Source organism: Janthinobacterium sp. GW821-FHT03C08 (assembly GCF_059420905.1).
On record NZ_JBWKUP010000035.1, the window covers coordinates 1 to 16,333 of the forward strand.

Consider the following 16,333-nt stretch of genomic DNA (forward strand, 5'->3'; position numbering starts at 1 on the left):
CGTCCGTCAACTCCTTCTTTTTTCTCACTTTACGTTGCATTTGCATGCGTCGTTCAGCGAGGGGGCGAATTATAGCCAAGGGCTGCCGGCCCCGCAAGGGCTATTTTTCCACCCCTCTTCTGAAACAGCCCTGGCACCGCACTTGCTTAGACCAACATACGTACCGACCGCCGATGGGAGCAACTCTGGGCCAGGCAGCAACACCGGGGACAGCCCGGCTCGCTTTGCTTTGCTCCCATCTGTAACAGGTGCTACATTATGGAACACTCTCGATATTCAAAAGAGCGCCGCAGTACAGGGCCCAACGGAGGCAACGAGATCATGTATCAACCGTCAGCTACTTACCGTAGCGCACCGTTTTCGTCTATTGCAGATGCGAACACCTCACCAGCAGGACAGGACAACGTTCCTGTCATCATTGAAACCTCCCATCAGCGTTCCGTCGCCTTTGGCCTGTCGCCCACGGCCACGCCCGACTTTACGCCGGCCGGCAAATCCGATCTGTCCTTGCTGATCGAGCAAAACCGCATGCTGCACACGCATGCGCTGCCGGCCATGGAAACCTTGTACCAGCAAATCGTCAACACCCACAATATGGTGATACTCACGGATGCCAACGGCGTCATCGTGCATTCCCTGGGCGACGATGATTTCCTGGAGAAAGCCAACCGGGTCGCCTTGCAGCCGGGCGTAGCATGGTCGGAACAAAGCCGCGGCACGAATGCCATCGGCACGGCCATCACGGAAAAAGTACCGACGTTAGTCCATGCTGACCAGCATTACCTGGCCGCCAACCATTTTCTGACGTGCTCCGCCGCGCCGATCACCGACCACCGCGGCAACGTCATCGGCGTGCTGGATGTCTCCAGCGACCAGCGCAGTTTCCACAAGCATACGATGGCCCTCGTGCGCATGTCGGCGCTGATGATCGAAAACCAGCTGTTTTCCGCCACCTTCGAGGATGCCATCACCGTGCACTTCCACGCGCGTCCCGAATTCATCGGCACCTTGATGGAGGGCATCGCCTCGTTCACGCCGGGTGGGCGGTTCTTATCGGCCAATAAAAACGGTTTGTTCCAGCTGGGCCTATCCTTTGCTGCGCTGCAATCGCACACGTTCAGCTCCCTGTTCGGCTTGCCCGTGTCCGCCCTGTACGACCATTACCGCACGGCTTCACCCGGTTTGCTGAACCTGTGCATGCACAGCGGCGTGCGCGTGTACGGGCGCGCACAATTGCGGCTGTCCAATAGTGTCTTCCAGCATGGTTTTGCCGCCAGCACGGACCATAGCGATGTCAACGCCACTACGGTCCAGGTTCCCGCCTCGGCCAGCCATGCGGCCAACGCGGCGCGGCGCCTGTCCGGCCTGCGCTACCTGCGCACGGGCGATCCGCAGCTGGAACTGGTGATCGAAAAGGTCAACAAGGTGCTGGGGCGCGACATTCCCATCCTCGTCATGGGCGAAACGGGCACGGGCAAGGAACTGCTGGCGCAAGCCATCCACAACGATTCGCCACGGGCCATGGGACCGTTTATTGCCGTCAATTGCGCATCGATTCCGGAAACCCTGATCGAGTCCGAATTGTTCGGCTATGAAGACGGGGCATTTACGGGCGCGCGCAAGAAAGGCGCCATCGGCAAGATACTGCAAGCCAATGGCGGCACCCTGTTCCTCGATGAAATCGGCGACATGCCTTTCGGCCTGCAGGCGCGGCTGTTACGCGTATTGCAGGAGCGCATGGTCACGCCCCTGGGCAGCAGCAAATCGATCACCGTCAACGTGGAACTCATTTGCGCCACGAATCACAACTTGCGCGAACGCATGGCCAAGGGACTGTTCCGCGAAGACCTGTATTACCGCCTGAACGGTCTGGTCGTCAAACTGCCGCCGCTGCGCGAACGCACAGACCTCGATACGGTCGTGAAAAAGATCCTCGCGACGGAAGCGCCCGACACGCGCTACACGGTGGCGCCCGACATCCTGCGCATGTTCCACCAGCATAAATGGCCAGGCAACTTCCGCCAGTTGACCAATCTGCTGCGCACGGCCATCGTCATGGCCGGCGACGAGCATGAAATCTGTTTGCGCCACATGCCCGATGATTTCCTCGACGATATTGAGATGACGCAAGCGACTGCCGCCAGCGCCAGCACGGACCGCATGATCGCGGCCGGCGCCAACCTGGAAGAGATGGAGCAAAGCGTGATCCTCAAGTCGCTCGATGCCCATGGCGGCAACGTCTCGGCCACGGCGCGGGCACTGGGCGTGTCACGCAACACGATCTATCGCAAGGTGCCGCACCTGAAATAGCCTAGAGTAGACGGGGAAATCCGGGTGACATTGCGCGCCGGCCCCGCTTGTCGATGGTCATCAGATCGACGCCGTCCATCCGCGCGGCCATGGCATGCGCGCGCGCAGCTCCCGTCACCATGAAGGTCGTCGACAAGCCGTCGGCCAGCAAGCCCGTGGGCGCCAGCACGGTCACGCTGGCCAGTTCGCCCGGCGAATCACCCTTCGCGGGGTCGAAGATATGGTGATGCACGAAGTCGGGCGTGAACGTGCATTCGTAGTCGCCCGACGTGGCCACGCTGCGCCCTTCCACTTTCAGGGTGGCCGCCAGGATTTCTCCGTCGCGCGGGTCCTGGATGCCCAGGGTCCAGGGACGCCGCACGCCACGCTGACCGCGCGCGATGAATTCCCCCGTATCGAGCAGCGCGTGCCGCACGCCACGGGCCTGCACGGCCGCCAGCGCCATGTCGGCCGCGTAGCCTTGCCCCAGGCCATTCAAGGTCAGCGCCATGCCGGGCTGAAGAAAACGCACTTCACGGCGATCCCACGCCAGCTGCCGCCAGCCTACCCGCGCCTGCGCCGCGCGGCGCAAGGTGTCCGCCGGCAGGCTGGCCTGGTCTGCCGCCGCGCGGAACAGCTGCCACAAGGGTTGCACGGTGATATCAAACGCCCCCTCGCTCCAGTGCGACAAGGCTTGTGCCTGTGCCAGCACGGCCAGCAGGTGCGCGTCCGGCCGCGCCAGGCGGCCATCGCGGTTCAGCTGGAAAACCTGGCTGCTCGGACTATAAATGCTCATCAGGCGGTCGATATTCCTGGCAGCATGGAGGGCGTCTTCGATGGCCAGTTCGGCCTGGCGCTGATCGTGGTGCAACACGGTGACGGCAATCGTCGTGCCAAACGCCAGCGCGGCGCCTTGATAAGGCCGCACGCCGGACGCCGTGACCGTGCCACGCGCCATGCTGCCAGGCAAGATAACGCCCGCCATGCCGGCGACGCTGCCGATCGCTGCGGAAAGAAAGGTTCTACGCTGCATTGCTGCTCTCCTCTGCCGTGGCCCGGACTATCGGGATGGTACGGGCACGCTTGATTTCCAGCATCAAGGGTGCGCATTTTTCATCGCTGGCGTAGATCACCACGCAATCCATGCATTGAAAACACTCGCCGTAATCGACTTTCCCGCTGGGCGCGATGGCGTGGTACTCGCAGCGGTGGCGGCAAGTCTGGCACGGTGTGCCGCATTCCTTGCGGCGGGGAATCCAGTTAAACAGGCGAAACCGTCCCAGCAGCGCCAGCGCCGCGCCAAACGGACACAGATAGCGGCAAAAGAATTTATAGGAAACACTACTGAGCAGCAGCAAGCCCGCGGCATACGCGACGAAGGGCCAGGCGCGCACGAAGTTCAGGGTAATGGCTGTCTTGAACGGTTCCAGCTCCACCAGCTTGTCCGTGATCTGGCTGGAAAAAAAGCTGCTGCCGAGAATGGCCGCCAGCAAGCCATACTTGATCCACTTCAAGCGTCCGTCCAGGCGCGGCTTGATTTTCCACTGCGGCAAGCGCAACCATTGGCCCAGCTTGCCCGTAAATTCCTGCAAGGCGCCGAATGGACACAGCCAGCCGCAGAACGTGCCGCGCCCCCAGATTAGCAAGCTGAGCAGCACGAAAGCCCACAAAATCACCGTCATCGGGTCGAACAGGAAAAAGCCCAGGCTGCGCCCCGCCAGCAGCGCCTGGATCATCCCCGTGATGTTGACGATCGACAACTGCCCCTGTGCGTAATAACCGACGAAGCCGATGGTAAACAGCAAAAACAGGCGGCGGAACCACACGAATTGCCGGCCATGACGCACCAGGCGTTTCTGCCAGGCCAGCGCGCCGGCCAGCAGCGCCAGCCCGGCCAGCAAGATCAACAGCTCAGCCTGGCGCGCCTTCCACGTGCCGCGCCAGCCGGCATCGTCGCCTTGCGGCGCCGTATAGAATTCCGCCGGCAAGCGGTACGTGAAATCGACGTTGCGCGCGATGCGTTCCGGATACACGATGCCCTTGCTGCGCGTGATCGGCATGGTGAACGCCAGCGGACTGGCCACATCGAGTCCCGCCTGGCTGATGATGCGAAACACGGCGATATTTTCCGTCGGCAACGGCCCCGCCTCCGACAGGTTCAATTCCAGGTCCAGGTCGCGCATGTCGATGGGCAAGCCATCCTGCTTCAGCAACAAGCGGTCCGGTACCGTGCCGCGCACGAAATCGTCGCCCAGCACGCTGTAGCGCCCGCGCGACATGACGAGGATGGCGTGGTCGCCCTCGTCGAGCCGGTTGCGCAGCTTGTTCCAGCTGCGTTCCGTCAACAGATTGCGGCCCACCGTGGGCACGGAGACATAGGCCAGATAGAGGTCGATGAACATGCCCTCCGGCGCGCGCGTGGCGTCCGCATCGAGTCCGGCGCCAGGACTGTCCGCAAACAGGGCTTCCACATCCCTGTTACTGAGGCGCACATGCTGGATCAAGCCCTGCGCGAGCATTTGCGCCACGCTGAGTTTCTTGAATACATCCATGCGGATGCGGGCGATCTGGCCGGGATCGCGGCCTTGCGCGAAACCGAGTTTTTTGCGCGACACTTTCAAGGCCGCCGCCAGCACGCTCTGGTTGATGATGCGCACGGAAGCCGTCGCCTTCGACACGCCGTCGATATCGGCATGCGTGGCATCCGCAGCGCGCTTTTTCTGGGCACCGATGGCGATATTCTGCTTGAGCGACAGCCCCTGGTACTGCTTGACGAACTGGAACAACGGCGCTTCGCCCAGGCCATCGAGAAACACGGGTTCGTGCTGCGACAGGACGGCCACATCGAGAAAACTGCCCTGCGGATTGATGGCGATCAATAGATTGACGGGAACGCCGGAAAAGCCGGGAATGGGCGCCAGGTCCACGGACTCGAAGACATAGCCGACCAGTTCGGTGGCCGTGGCGTTTTGCTTGAACAGGGGCCAGACGGGCAGGTCGGCTTCCTTCTCGCCCACGACGAGGGGCGCGGGAAAGCGCCGCGCCAGCTCCGCCTTGGTGAGCACGCCAGCCCACGCCTGTCCCAGGATAAACAGGAATAGCCAGCATGCTATGAACAACCGCAGTATCCGCATGCATTAAGCTCCGCGCGGCGCCGCACCCTCCGGCGCCGCATTCATTGGTTAGAAGAAAATAATGCCGCCCAGGGACACGCCATTCATCTTCGCCTCGCCGCCCGCAAAGCCTTTCGAGCGCGTCTGGCCCAGCTCGCCCACCAGGGTGATCGCGCTGTTGAGCGAGTAATACGCACCGAGAGTCAGGTTGGCGTTCGACTTCAGGCCGCCCGAGCCGGCCGTGTTGTCATCGTTCTTGCTGATGCCGTAGGACAAGCCCAGTTTCAGCTTGTCCGTCGTTTTATACGTGCCTTGCAGCAGCCAGTTCTTCGACTTGGTATCGCCCTGGTCCGCATCGGACAGGATGCCCAGCCCCTTGCCGCCCTGGAAGTTGACCAGCACGCCTGCCGGCCCCATCTGGTAGGAGCCGCCCACTTCCACGCCGCGCATGGTCAGGTCATCGACGCCAGGCGTTTTCGAGGTGAACTTTTGCGACTTCACGCCCAGCCAGGCTTTCAAGCCGTCCTGCGCATACGTCAGTTGCGCCTGCACTTGCGGACTGGATTTCGAAGAATAAGTCGAGCCTGCCACGATGGGCGTATCCGACACGGGGCTGACCAGCGCCACGTCGGTGCCAAATCCGCTGGACTTCGGCGAGCTGTACATGATCTGGCCATAGTTGCCCAGGTAGGTGTAGCCGGCGCCGATATGGCCCAGGGTCACCCGCCCCCGCTGCGTCGCCTGCACGGGCGCGCCCGAGCCCAGCAAAGTCATGTCGGACAAAATCGCATTCGCGCCGAAGATGCCATAGTCGCGGCCCAGCTTGAAAGTACCCATCTGTGCATTTCCAAACGTAAAAAAGGCCTGGCGCACGTCGACCACACTGTTCTGGCTGATGGCACTGTCCGTGGCCGTCGAATTGTAGATGCCGATCAAGGCTTTCACGTCGTACTCGCCCAGGCGCGATGATGCCGAGGTGATCAAGCCGTTCGGCAGCAAGCCGTTGCCGATGGTGGTGCGGTCCTTTTCGCCGCCGCAACCGAGCGCCTGGCCACCCAGCGCCAGCCCGCCCACGGCATCGCCCGAACACGACACTTGCGTGTAGTAGGCGTTGACGATGCCGCCCACGGATACGGTCCAGTCACCAGCCTTGATATCGACGGCGTGTGCCTGTCCCATCGCTGCGATCGTCATGACGCCCAGGCTCCCCAGCTTGATCAATGTGTTCATTTCTTCTCCTCTTTCTTCTCTGTTTTTAGTGTGCACATCAGTGATTGATGTACCTCAAGCTTTGGCAATAAGCGTGCCCAGCGGGACTCAGAGGGAGAAGGAGAAAAAGTCCATTTAAGCTGTGCAGCGGCGGATCAATCGCCGCCGGTGGTGTTCCTTTTTTGACCGCCAGCGTGCGGACCGGACCACCATGTAAACAAAAAACTGACGGCCTGGGCCGTCAGCAAAAAGAAAGCGCCCGCCTGTTACAACCGATCAGACAGGGAGACACCCATCCGACTGGCGCGGGCGCTTCACCCCGTTACTTCGATGCCAGCTTGAAAACCCACACGGAGCCGCCCTGTTCCAGGAAGTTGACTTTCTTCGCCACTTCGCCGCCCCACAGCGGCACCGCGCCGCCCCAGCCGGAAACGACGGCCACGTATTGCGTGTCGCCATCCTGCCAGGTGACGGGCGGCGCCACGACGCCGGAGCCCGTCTGGAATTTCCACAGCTCCTTGCCCGTCTTCGCGTCGACGGCTTTCAGGAAGCCTTCCGGCGTGCCGTAGAACACCAGGTTGCCGGCCGTGCTCATCACGCCGCCCCACAGCGGCGCGTTGTTCTTGATTTCCCATACGATCTTGCCCGTCTTCGGATCGACGGCGCGCATGGCGCCGATGTAGTCGTCAAACAGGGGCTTAATGGTGAAGCCCGCGCCGAGGAAGGCACCGCCTTTCTTGTAGCTGATTGGCTCGTTCCAGATGTCCATGCCCCATTCGTTCGCGGGAACGTAGAACAGCTTGGTTTGCGGCGAATAGGCCATCGGCATCTGGTTCTTGGCACCGAGGAAGGCGGGCGCGGCAAACACGGTCGTGCCCTTCTTGCCTTCTTCTCCCTTGGTCGGGTCGCCAGGACGGCCGGCGGGGATGAAATTCGGCCGGCCCGTCTTCAGGTCGATGCTGCTGGCCCAGGTGATTTTCTTCACGAACGGGAAAGCGTTCTGCAGCTTGCCCGTGTTGGCGTCGATGACATAGAAGAAACCGTTGCGGTCGGCCTTGCCGCCGTAGCGTTTGCCATCCATGTCGAAGGTGACGAACTCGTTGGCGCCGTCGAAATCCCAGGCATCGTTCGGCGTGTTCTGGTACGCCCACTTGATCTGTCCCGTTTTGACGTCCAGCGCCACGGTGGACGACGAGTACAGGTTGTCGCCGGGACGCAGATGGCTGTTCCACGGCGCAGGGTTGCCCGTGCCAAAGTACGCGAGCTTGGTTTGCGGGTCGTAGGTCCCGCCCATCCACGTCGAGGCGCCTCCCGTTTTCCACAGGTCGCCCGGCCACGTCTTGTTCGCCGTGCCGGACACGCCGTTGTCGATGGCCTTGCCATCCTTGTCGTAGCGGTGGCCCATATGGCCCTCGACCGTCGGACGGCTCCACACCAGGTCACCCGTCATCGGGTTGCGCGCTTCGACGCGGCCGACGATGCCGAATTCCCCGCCCGACACGCCCGTCAGCAGCAAGCCTTCGGCGATCAGCGGCGCGGCCGTCATCGAGTAGCCGGCCGCATAGTCGTCCACTTTCTCTTTCCAGACGATCTTGCCCGTGTTCTGGTCCAGCGCCACCAGGTAGGCGTCCAGGGTGCCGAAGATCACCAGGTTGCCGTACAGGGCCGCGCCGCGGTTGACCACGTCGCAGCAGGGCATGATGCCGTCCGGCAAGCGATGCTCATATTTCCACAGCTTGGCGCCCGTTTTCAGGTCGATGGCGAAGATGCGCGAATACGAGGCCGTGACGAACATCTTGCCGTTGTGAATCAACGGCTGCGATTCCTGGCCCCGCTGTTTTTCGCCGCCAAACGAGAACGACCAGGCCGGCACCAGCTTGGCCACGGTCTTGTCATTGATCTGCGTCAATGGCGAATAGCGCTGGCCCTGCGTGCCCATGCCGAACGACAGGACACTGGCCGGGTTCTTGGCCGTGCTGTCGAGCATGGCACTGGTGACATTGCCCACGTCGGCCGCCTGGACCAGCGAGGCGACACTCAAACCGATGACGATCCCCATGATTTTTTTCTGCACAATCATCTCCCTCTGTTATTAGTATGTGTATGTATCAGGTGCTGCCGTGGTCGTGCGGCTGGGCATGCAGCAAGGCGCACTCTTCATCGGTGAACAGGCGCGAGCGCGTCAGGAAGCGCTTGCCCGTGCCGTTGTCGAGTGAAAACATGCCGCCATTGCCATCGACCACGTCGATAATCAACTGGGTATGCTCCCAGTACTCGAATTGCTCGAGTCCCATGTAGAACGGTGTGCCATTCAAATTGCCGAGATAGATATCGGTATCGCTGACATCGAACTCGCCCAGCGCGTAGCACATGGGCGTACTGCCGTCACAGCAACCGCCCGACTGGAAAAACATCAGCGGACCGTGACGCTGGCGCAACTTGTCCATCATTTCCAGCGCCGCATCGGTGGCGACCACCCTGGCAATTGCTGCAGTCATGGCATCCCTTTCTGCGCGCCGCGCCCGGGAAGGCGCGGCGCCTGTTGCCAGTTTAGAAGAAGCCCAGGGCTTTCGGGCTATAGCTCACCAGCAAGTTCTTCGTTTGCTGATAGTGGTCGAGCATCATCTTGTGGTTTTCGCGGCCGATGCCCGATTGCTTGTAGCCGCCGAATGCGGCGTGGGCTGGATACAGGTGGTAGCAATTGGTCCACACGCGGCCCGCCTGGATGGCGCGGCCCACGCGGAAGGCGCGCGAACCGTCGCGCGTCCACAGGCCGGCACCCAGGCCGTACAAGGTGTCGTTGGCAATGGCCAGCGCTTCGGCCTCATCCTTGAAGGTGGTCACGGACACGACGGGCCCGAAAATCTCTTCCTGGAAGATGCGCATCTTGTTATTGCCCTTGAACACGGTCGGACGCACGTAATAGCCGCCTTCCAGGTCGCCCGCCTGCGTGTTGCGCTCGCCGCCTGCCAGCACTTCGGCGCCTTCCTGGCGGCCGATGTCGAGGTAGGACAGGATTTTTTCCAGTTGCTCCTGCGACGCCTGGGCGCCGATCATGGTGGCCGAGTCGAGCGGATTGCCCTGCTTGATGGCGGCCACGCGCTTCAGGGCCCGTTCGATGAATTTCTCGTAAATCGATTCCTGGATCAGCACGCGCGATGGGCAGGTGCACACCTCGCCTTGATTCAGCGCAAACATCGTGAAGCCTTCCAGGCACTTGTCGAAATAATCATCGTCCGCATCCATCACGTCTTCAAAGAAGATGTTTGGCGACTTGCCGCCCAGTTCCAGCGTAACGGGAATCAGGTTTTGCGCGGCGTAGCCCATGATCAGGCGGCCCGTACCCGTTTCGCCCGTAAAGGCGATCTTGGCGATGCGCTTGCTCGAGGCCAGCGGCTTGCCCGCTTCCAGGCCGAAACCGTTGATGATGTTCAGCACGCCTGGCGGCAGCAGGTCGCCGATCAGCTCGATCAACACCATGATGGATGCCGGCGTCTGCTCGGCCGGTTTCAGGACAACGCAATTGCCGGCGGCCAAAGCTGGCGCCAGTTTCCACACGGCCATCAGGATAGGGAAATTCCACGGGATGATCTGCCCCACGACGCCCAGCGGCTCATGGTAGTGATAGGCATAGGTTTCCGCATCGATTTGCGCGACGGAACCTTCCTGCGCACGGATGCAGCCGGCAAAATAACGGAAATGGTCGATGGCCAGTGGAATGTCGGCATTCATCGTCTCGCGGATCGGCTTGCCGTTGTCGATGGTTTCCGCCGTGGCGATCAGGCTCAGGTTCTGCTCGATGCGGTCGGCGATGCGGTTCAGGATGTTGGCGCGCTCGGCCGGCGACGTCTTGCCCCAGGCATCCTTGGCCGCGTGGGCCGCATCCAGCGCCAGTTCGACGTCTTCCGTCGTGGAGCGGGCGATTTCGCAAAATGGCAAGCCCGTGATGGGCGTCACGTTGGGAAAGTATTCACCTTTTACCGGGGCAACGAATTTGCCGCCGATGTAATTGTCATAGCGTTGCTTGAAGGGATTGGCCACGCCCAGTTTGCTGATGTCTGCGAGATTCATGTCGTCCTCTATCGGGTTAATTAGAATGGAATTACTTAATTAAAATCAAACGTCCTGGTACAGATGGGGTAAGTACACGGTGTCTTCCGCAAATGCCGTGCCAGCTCGCCGCCCCACTACAAACTTAGCCGGTTTTACCCTTGTTACAAGGGCGTGGCGTCAAACCCGGCGCGCTTTTCGCCCATACGCCCGAGCCGGATCGATGCTGGCTTGCTGTTTGCGTTTTGAACAAGGCGGCGGGGTACTGTTCCAATCCGGGCCAGCCCTGCCGCCGCGCCCCTGCGCCGCTGCACAATGGAACAGGTGTACCAGACTGGAACACCTGCTCTGTGCCACTACCGAATTACCACGCCCCATGGCAATTCGCCCACGGCAATATCGGCCACCTTGCGCGCGCTGGCCGTGTCGATGACGGACACGCTGTTGGAGCGCCCATTGGCCACGTACAGTTTGGTCCCGTCGGGCGTGATGGCCATGTTCCACGGGCGTTTGCCGACGGCAATGGTGGCCGTCACCTGGTGGCTGGCCGTATCGATCACCATTACCGTGCCGTCGATGCCGTTCGAGACATACACTTGCTTGCCGCCGGGATGGACCACGATGCCGTTCGCGTTCTTGCCCGCAGGAATGGTGGCGATGGCCTTGCGCGCCGTCATGTCGATCACGTAGACGGCATTGACCAGTTCGCAGGCCACGTAGGCCAGGCCGGAATCGGGGCTGAAGCCGATGCCGCGCGGACGCAGGCCGACGGCGACGGACGCCACCTGGCGGCGTTGCGCCACATCAATGACATCGACTTGCTCGGCCTCTTCCGCGCTGACCAGCAGCCAGCGCCCGTCCGGGCTGAAGACGGCGTGTTCCGGATTGCGTCCCTGCACCTTGATATCGGCCAGCAAGACGCCCGTCTGACCATCGAGCAAGGCCACGCTATTGTTTTCCTCGACGGCCACGGCTATCAGGCTGCCGTCGCGGGAAGCGCTGACGCCTTCGGGCGACTTGCCCAGCGCTACGCTGCGTACGGGCGCACCGCCAGCGTTGTCAATCAGCAGCAAGGCACTGCTGGCGGCGTCCGTGACAAACAATTGCCGTCCGGTGGGGTCGGCAGCGATGCCGCGCGGGCGCTTGCCAGCCGCGATTTGGCGCACGACCTGGTCGGTCGCCGTGTCGATCACGCTCAAGGTGCCCGACTTTTCATTGGGCACGTAGGCAAACGGGGCCGCCTGGACGGCCGTGCAGGCAAGCGCAGGCAACAACATGCAAGCCTGGCGCAAGCGGAACAGAAAGTTGGGCATAATCACCTTTTCAATGGGAACACACAGGAAGCGCGCGCGGGAGCGGCGCAGGTGACGATGCCTGCATGCAAACGCCGTGCCACTGACAGGCGTATAATTTCCGCCCACCAATGGAGACATGGCAGGCATATTGCTTGACACACCTACGCAGACCTGCGCCGCGCACGCGACCAAGCAGGCTTTTATTCACATTGGAGAACCCGCATGCAGCATCGTTTCCGCCTGAACACCATCGCCAGCCTGTTTGTCGCCGGCAGCGCCACTTTCGCTCCCCACGTCTTTGCCGCCGAGGTCGCTGACCCTGCCAACGGGCAACTCATGGATACGGTGGTCATCAGCGGCAGCCGCATTGCCCATCCCAGCCAGGAAGTACCGGCGTCCATCGACGTGGTCGACAGCGCGCGCATCCAGGACGGCCAAATCCGCGTGAATGCGTCGGAAGCGCTGGCCGCCGTGCCGGGCCTGGTCGTGCAGAACCGCCAGAACTATGCGCAGGACTTGCAAATCTCGTCACGGGGCTTCGGTGCCCGCTCGGCCTTCGGCGTGCGCGGCGTCAAGCTGATCAGCGACGGCATTCCCGCCAGCATGCCCGATGGCCAGGGCCAGGCTGCCACCTTCAATCTCGATACGGCCGAGCGCATCGAAGTGCTGCGCGGGCCGTTCTCTGCCATCTACGGCAACCACTCGGGCGGCGTGATCCAGCTGTTTTCCAAGGATGGGCAGAATCCCCCTTCCGTCGAACTGAATGTGACGGGCGGCAGCTACGGCACCAGCAAGGTGGACCTGTCGGCGCAGGGCCAGGCGGGCGGCATCGGCTACGTGCTCGACGGCTCGCGCTTCCGCACGGATGGCTTCCGCGACCACAGCGCCGCCACGCGCGAACAGGCGTTCGGCAAGATCACGGTCAAGCCCACGGCGGACAGCAAGCTGACCATCGTCGCCAATAGCCTGCACCAAGGCAACACGCAAGATCCGCTGGGCGCTACCTGGGCGACTTTTGCCGCGAACCCGCGCGCCGGCGAAATCGATACGACGGACACGCAAAATCCGAAACGCACCCTGGCCGAGCGCTACAACACGCGCAAGAGCATCGACCATCAGCAAATCGGCGCCACCTATGAGCAATCGTTCGGCGACGACCGCCTGCACGTGACGGCCTACGGCGGCAACCGCGACGTCATCCAGTACCAGGCATTCACCAAGGGTTTCCAGGCGCCGGCCAGCCATTCGGGCGGCGTGGTCGACTTCCAGCGCCAGTTCTACGGCATCGACACCAACTGGCTACACGTGAGCCAGTTGGCTGGCGGCAAGCTGAGCACCACCATCGGCATCGACTATGGCCGCTCCAGCGATGACCGCACCGGCTATGAAAATTACATCGGCAACACGTTTGGCGTGAAAGGCAAGCTGCGCCGCGACGAGCAGGATATCGTCTCCAGCCTCGATCCGTATATCCAGGCGGAATGGCAAAACGGACCGTGGCTGCTCAGCGCAGGTTTGCGTTACAGCAAGATGAAAGTGGCCGTCGACGACCATTTCCTCAGCAACGGCAACGATAGCGGCAGCCTGGAATTCAGCCACACGACGCCGGTGCTGGGCCTGCTGTATAAACTGACGCCCGACGTCAACGTCTACGCCAGCGCCGCGCGCGGCTTCGAGGCGCCCACCTTGAACGAGCTGTTTTACTCGGGCACGGGCGGCGGCTTCAATTTCAACTTGAAACCAGCCACCAGCACCAACCTGGAAGCGGGCGTCAAGGCCAGGATCGCCAACAACACGCACGTGAACGCGGCCTTGTTCCAGATCAAGACCAACGATGAACTGGTGGTGGACAGTTCCAGCGGCGGGCGTACGAGCTATCGCAACGCGGGCAAGACCTTGCGTCAGGGCATGGAAGTCTCGCTGGACTCCAGCCTGCCCTATGGTTTCACGGCGAAAGTGGCCCTGACCAGCCTGCACGCCGTGTATGACCAGGCCTTCGGCGCAGTGCGCGAAGGCAGCCGCCTGCCGGGCGTGCCCAGCGCCAATCTGTTCGCGGAACTGGCCTGGAAAGACACGCTCGACCGCTTCGGTGCGGCACTGGAAAGCGTGGCCAGCAACCAGGTCTATGCGGAAGACAGCAACAGCGAAAAACCGGCGCCCGGCTACACGGTATTCAATGCGCGCTTCAATGCCAAGCAAAATGCAGGCAGCTGGCGCTTCAAGGAATTTGCCCGTCTGAACAATCTTTTTGACAAGACCTACGTGGGCTCCGTCATCGTCGGCGACAGCAACAAGCGCTACTACGAGGCGGCACCGGGGCGTAACTGGTTGCTGGGCGTCAGCGCCCAATACTCGTTTTAAGCACAGCTGAGAAAAAGTTCATGGCCCGGTTGCATTGATTCGTGCCGCCTACGGCCATGTGCCTTGCCAGGAACATTTTTCAGGCGCTCTCATGACAAAAAAGCCCGCGCCTCTTCCGATGCGCGGGCTTTTTTTGTGATGAGCATGGCGTGTTATGGCCGCGCTTCCTTCACGCCATATTTCTCAAAGATGGCTTTCAATTCGCCGCTGGCCGCCATCTCGTTCATGGCCGCCTGCAGCAGTTTGGCCACATCGAGCTGCTGGCGGCTGACGGCCAAGCCCACGGCCCAGCCTGCACGCGGCAGGCGGGCGAACGCTACTTCGCTCAAGGGGAAGGCGGGATCGCTTTTCAGCACCGATTCGATTTCCGAGCGGTTTGCCAGCACGGCGTCGAGCTGGCCCGCCTGCAATTGCTGCAAGGCTTCCGCCGCCGTGTCGAAAATGCGTACATCATCGCGGTATTTCCCATTATCCTCCCCCAACATCAGCATGGCGGCAATCGACACCTTTTCCACGCCGATGCGCTTGCCGGCCAGCGAAGCGACGCCATCGAATTGCGGCACAGCATGCGCGCTGCGGGCTAGCCGCACCGTTTCCACGTAATACGGTGCAAAAATTTCCACCTTGTCGTTGTCTGCCATCAATTTCTTATCGACCGGCACGTGCAGCATCACGTCGGCAGGACCATAACCGAGGTAATGGCCCTTCCACACCATATTGCGCAAATCGTCGTTCAGGTTTTCGCCGGCGGGAAATGGCAGCAAGCTCAGTTTCAGCCCCAGCTTTTTCGCCAGCGCCTCGGCAATGTCGATGTCGATGCCAGCGCCCCTGTCGGAAAACGGCGCGAACTCGTTATACACAGCCACTTTCAGGCTGCCCGACTGCTGCACTTTCTGCCAGTCGGCACGCGCCGGCGCGGCTGCGCACAGCGCCAGGCAAGCGAGCGAGATCATCGCGCGCACACCCCGGAATTGAAATGAACGCATGGGACTCCTTTGTAATCAATCGTATCAATGCGACTTAGTTGGATTCGCGGCGAGTTTCCAGATAAGTCTTGATGGCCCACATGGCTTCCTGATTGAACACGCCCTCGAACGGCGGCATGTACACGGCGCCATTGCGCACTTTACCGTGGCGTATCGTGGTCAGGTAGTAATTGTCCGTCTCCTTGTAGCAAGCCTGTTTCTTTGTCTCGTTCTTAATGCCGAAGCAATCGCGATCGAGCTGGCGCAAGTCGGGGGCGATACCGCCCGAAATGGCTTCGATGCCATGGCAGCGCGCGCAATTCTGGTTGTAGGCCGACGTGCCCACCGTCAAGGCCAGCTTGTTGCCCCGATACGGGTTTTGCTCGAGCCACTTGTCGCCCACCTTGGGCAAGCCCGTGGTGTCGACGCCTTGCGGCGTGACATTGCCATGCGCATAGGCATGCGGCAAGGTCAGCAGGGAAGTGAGGGCGACGGCGCCAGCGGCGGCAACGCCGAGCAGGGTACGGATGGAATAGGTCATGCTGGTCTCCTTGGTTTTTTTAGTGAATATCCAAGAAGAGCAAATGCCGTGCCATGCGTACATGCCCCATAGCGGGCCTGCCATGTATCAATTTGGAACAGCTGCAACAGCCATTTGTGTCACCGTGCGCGCCAGGCGCCGGCGAACGAGCAGATGCTGGCCTGCTCATGTTGCTCGAAGGTGATACGCACAGGAAAGAACCTGGCAATCTTATTGGCATTCATTGACACTGCTGCGAGGCCTTGCTGCAACTCAACAAATGATCTGATGGCGAAGAACGGTATTGTCAAACAACACAGGATCGGATGGGATCACTTGATTTATCGCGGTAGTTAAGCGACGTTCATCGACAAAGGCAGCGCATAGCGCTGCTTTTTTTACGCCGGCCTGCAGTGAAAGACAAACCAGCAGACGAAAAAAAACCCGCTCATTCCTGAGCGGGTTTTTCTCTTACTGCGTATAACAAGCCTGACGATAACCTACTTTCACACTGGTTGCAGCACTATCATC

The 16,333-nt window shown here is 61.2% G+C and carries 11 protein-coding genes; 2 read left to right on the forward strand and 9 right to left on the reverse strand.

Annotated elements, in window-relative coordinates:
- Positions 1-321 precede the first annotated feature (321 nt).
- Positions 322-2,310: a sigma-54-dependent Fis family transcriptional regulator gene (locus AC07VL_RS27625; protein ID WP_494808690.1), complete on the forward strand. Its 1,989-nt coding sequence runs from the start codon at positions 322-324 to the stop codon at positions 2,308-2,310.
- Position 2,311: 1 nt separating this feature from the next.
- Here AC07VL_RS27625 and AC07VL_RS27630 read toward each other — a convergent pair whose 3' ends face one another.
- The 7 genes from AC07VL_RS27630 to AC07VL_RS27660 all read right to left on the reverse strand — a co-directional run bounded on the left by AC07VL_RS27630 (position 2,312) and on the right by AC07VL_RS27660 (position 11,974).
- The gene (locus AC07VL_RS27630) at positions 2,312-3,322 is read right to left on the reverse strand and encodes an FAD:protein FMN transferase (RefSeq protein ID WP_494808691.1); all 1,011 of its coding nucleotides are present in this window, start codon (positions 3,320-3,322) and stop codon (positions 2,312-2,314) included.
- On the reverse strand, positions 3,312-5,408 hold the full coding sequence (locus AC07VL_RS27635) for a 4Fe-4S binding protein (RefSeq protein WP_494808692.1): 2,097 nt from the start codon (positions 5,406-5,408) through the stop codon (positions 3,312-3,314). The genes AC07VL_RS27630 and AC07VL_RS27635 overlap by 11 nt, the downstream gene beginning before the upstream one ends.
- A 63-nt stretch (positions 5,409-5,471) precedes the next feature.
- On the reverse strand, positions 5,472-6,632 hold the full coding sequence (locus AC07VL_RS27640; protein ID WP_494808693.1) for a porin: 1,161 nt from the start codon (positions 6,630-6,632) through the stop codon (positions 5,472-5,474).
- A gap of 301 nt (positions 6,633-6,933) precedes the next feature.
- The gene (locus tag AC07VL_RS27645) at positions 6,934-8,670 is read right to left on the reverse strand and encodes a PQQ-dependent methanol/ethanol family dehydrogenase (RefSeq protein ID WP_494808694.1); all 1,737 of its coding nucleotides are present in this window, start codon (positions 8,668-8,670) and stop codon (positions 6,934-6,936) included.
- 49 nt (positions 8,671-8,719) lie between these two features.
- Positions 8,720-9,109, reverse strand: a complete 390-nt coding sequence (locus AC07VL_RS27650; protein ID WP_494808695.1) for a DUF779 domain-containing protein — start codon at positions 9,107-9,109, stop codon at positions 8,720-8,722.
- A gap of 52 nt (positions 9,110-9,161) precedes the next feature.
- The gene (gene adh, locus AC07VL_RS27655; RefSeq protein WP_290608083.1) at positions 9,162-10,682 is read right to left on the reverse strand and encodes an aldehyde dehydrogenase; all 1,521 of its coding nucleotides are present in this window, start codon (positions 10,680-10,682) and stop codon (positions 9,162-9,164) included.
- 335 nt (positions 10,683-11,017) lie between these two features.
- Entirely contained in the window at positions 11,018-11,974 is a 957-nt protein-coding gene (locus AC07VL_RS27660; protein WP_494808696.1) for a beta-propeller fold lactonase family protein, read from the reverse strand.
- A 204-nt stretch (positions 11,975-12,178) separates the two neighbouring features.
- Here AC07VL_RS27660 and AC07VL_RS27665 point away from each other — a divergent pair, with 204 nt between their 5' ends.
- A complete protein-coding gene (locus tag AC07VL_RS27665; RefSeq protein WP_494808697.1) occupies positions 12,179-14,317 on the forward strand; it encodes a TonB-dependent receptor family protein in 2,139 nt (712 codons plus the stop codon).
- A 152-nt stretch (positions 14,318-14,469) separates the two neighbouring features.
- Here the strand turns inward: AC07VL_RS27665 and AC07VL_RS27670 are convergent, their stop codons facing one another.
- On the reverse strand, positions 14,470-15,303 hold the full coding sequence (locus AC07VL_RS27670; protein WP_494808698.1) for a substrate-binding periplasmic protein: 834 nt from the start codon (positions 15,301-15,303) through the stop codon (positions 14,470-14,472).
- Positions 15,304-15,337: 34 nt separating this feature from the next.
- A complete protein-coding gene (gene pedF, locus AC07VL_RS27675) occupies positions 15,338-15,823 on the reverse strand; it encodes a cytochrome c-550 PedF (protein ID WP_035824926.1) in 486 nt (161 codons plus the stop codon).
- Positions 15,824-16,333 lie beyond the last annotated feature (510 nt).

Bases quoted from the DNA above. Each gene is read 5' to 3' on its own strand.
- AC07VL_RS27625 (WP_494808690.1), top strand. From the start codon at position 322: ATGTATCAACCGTCAGCTACTTACCGTAGCGCACCGTTTTCGTCTATT.
- AC07VL_RS27630 (WP_494808691.1), bottom strand. From the start codon at position 3,322: ATGCAGCGTAGAACCTTTCTTTCCGCAGCGATCGGCAGCGTCGCCGGC.
- AC07VL_RS27640 (WP_494808693.1), bottom strand. From the start codon at position 6,632: ATGAACACATTGATCAAGCTGGGGAGCCTGGGCGTCATGACGATCGCA.
- AC07VL_RS27645 (WP_494808694.1), bottom strand. From the start codon at position 8,670: ATGGGGATCGTCATCGGTTTGAGTGTCGCCTCGCTGGTCCAGGCGGCC.
- AC07VL_RS27650 (WP_494808695.1), bottom strand. From the start codon at position 9,109: ATGACTGCAGCAATTGCCAGGGTGGTCGCCACCGATGCGGCGCTGGAA.
- adh (WP_290608083.1), bottom strand. From the start codon at position 10,682: ATGAATCTCGCAGACATCAGCAAACTGGGCGTGGCCAATCCCTTCAAG.
- AC07VL_RS27660 (WP_494808696.1), bottom strand. From the start codon at position 11,974: ATGCCCAACTTTCTGTTCCGCTTGCGCCAGGCTTGCATGTTGTTGCCT.
- AC07VL_RS27665 (WP_494808697.1), top strand. From the start codon at position 12,179: ATGCAGCATCGTTTCCGCCTGAACACCATCGCCAGCCTGTTTGTCGCC.
- AC07VL_RS27670 (WP_494808698.1), bottom strand. From the start codon at position 15,303: ATGCGTTCATTTCAATTCCGGGGTGTGCGCGCGATGATCTCGCTCGCT.
- pedF (WP_035824926.1), bottom strand. From the start codon at position 15,823: ATGACCTATTCCATCCGTACCCTGCTCGGCGTTGCCGCCGCTGGCGCC.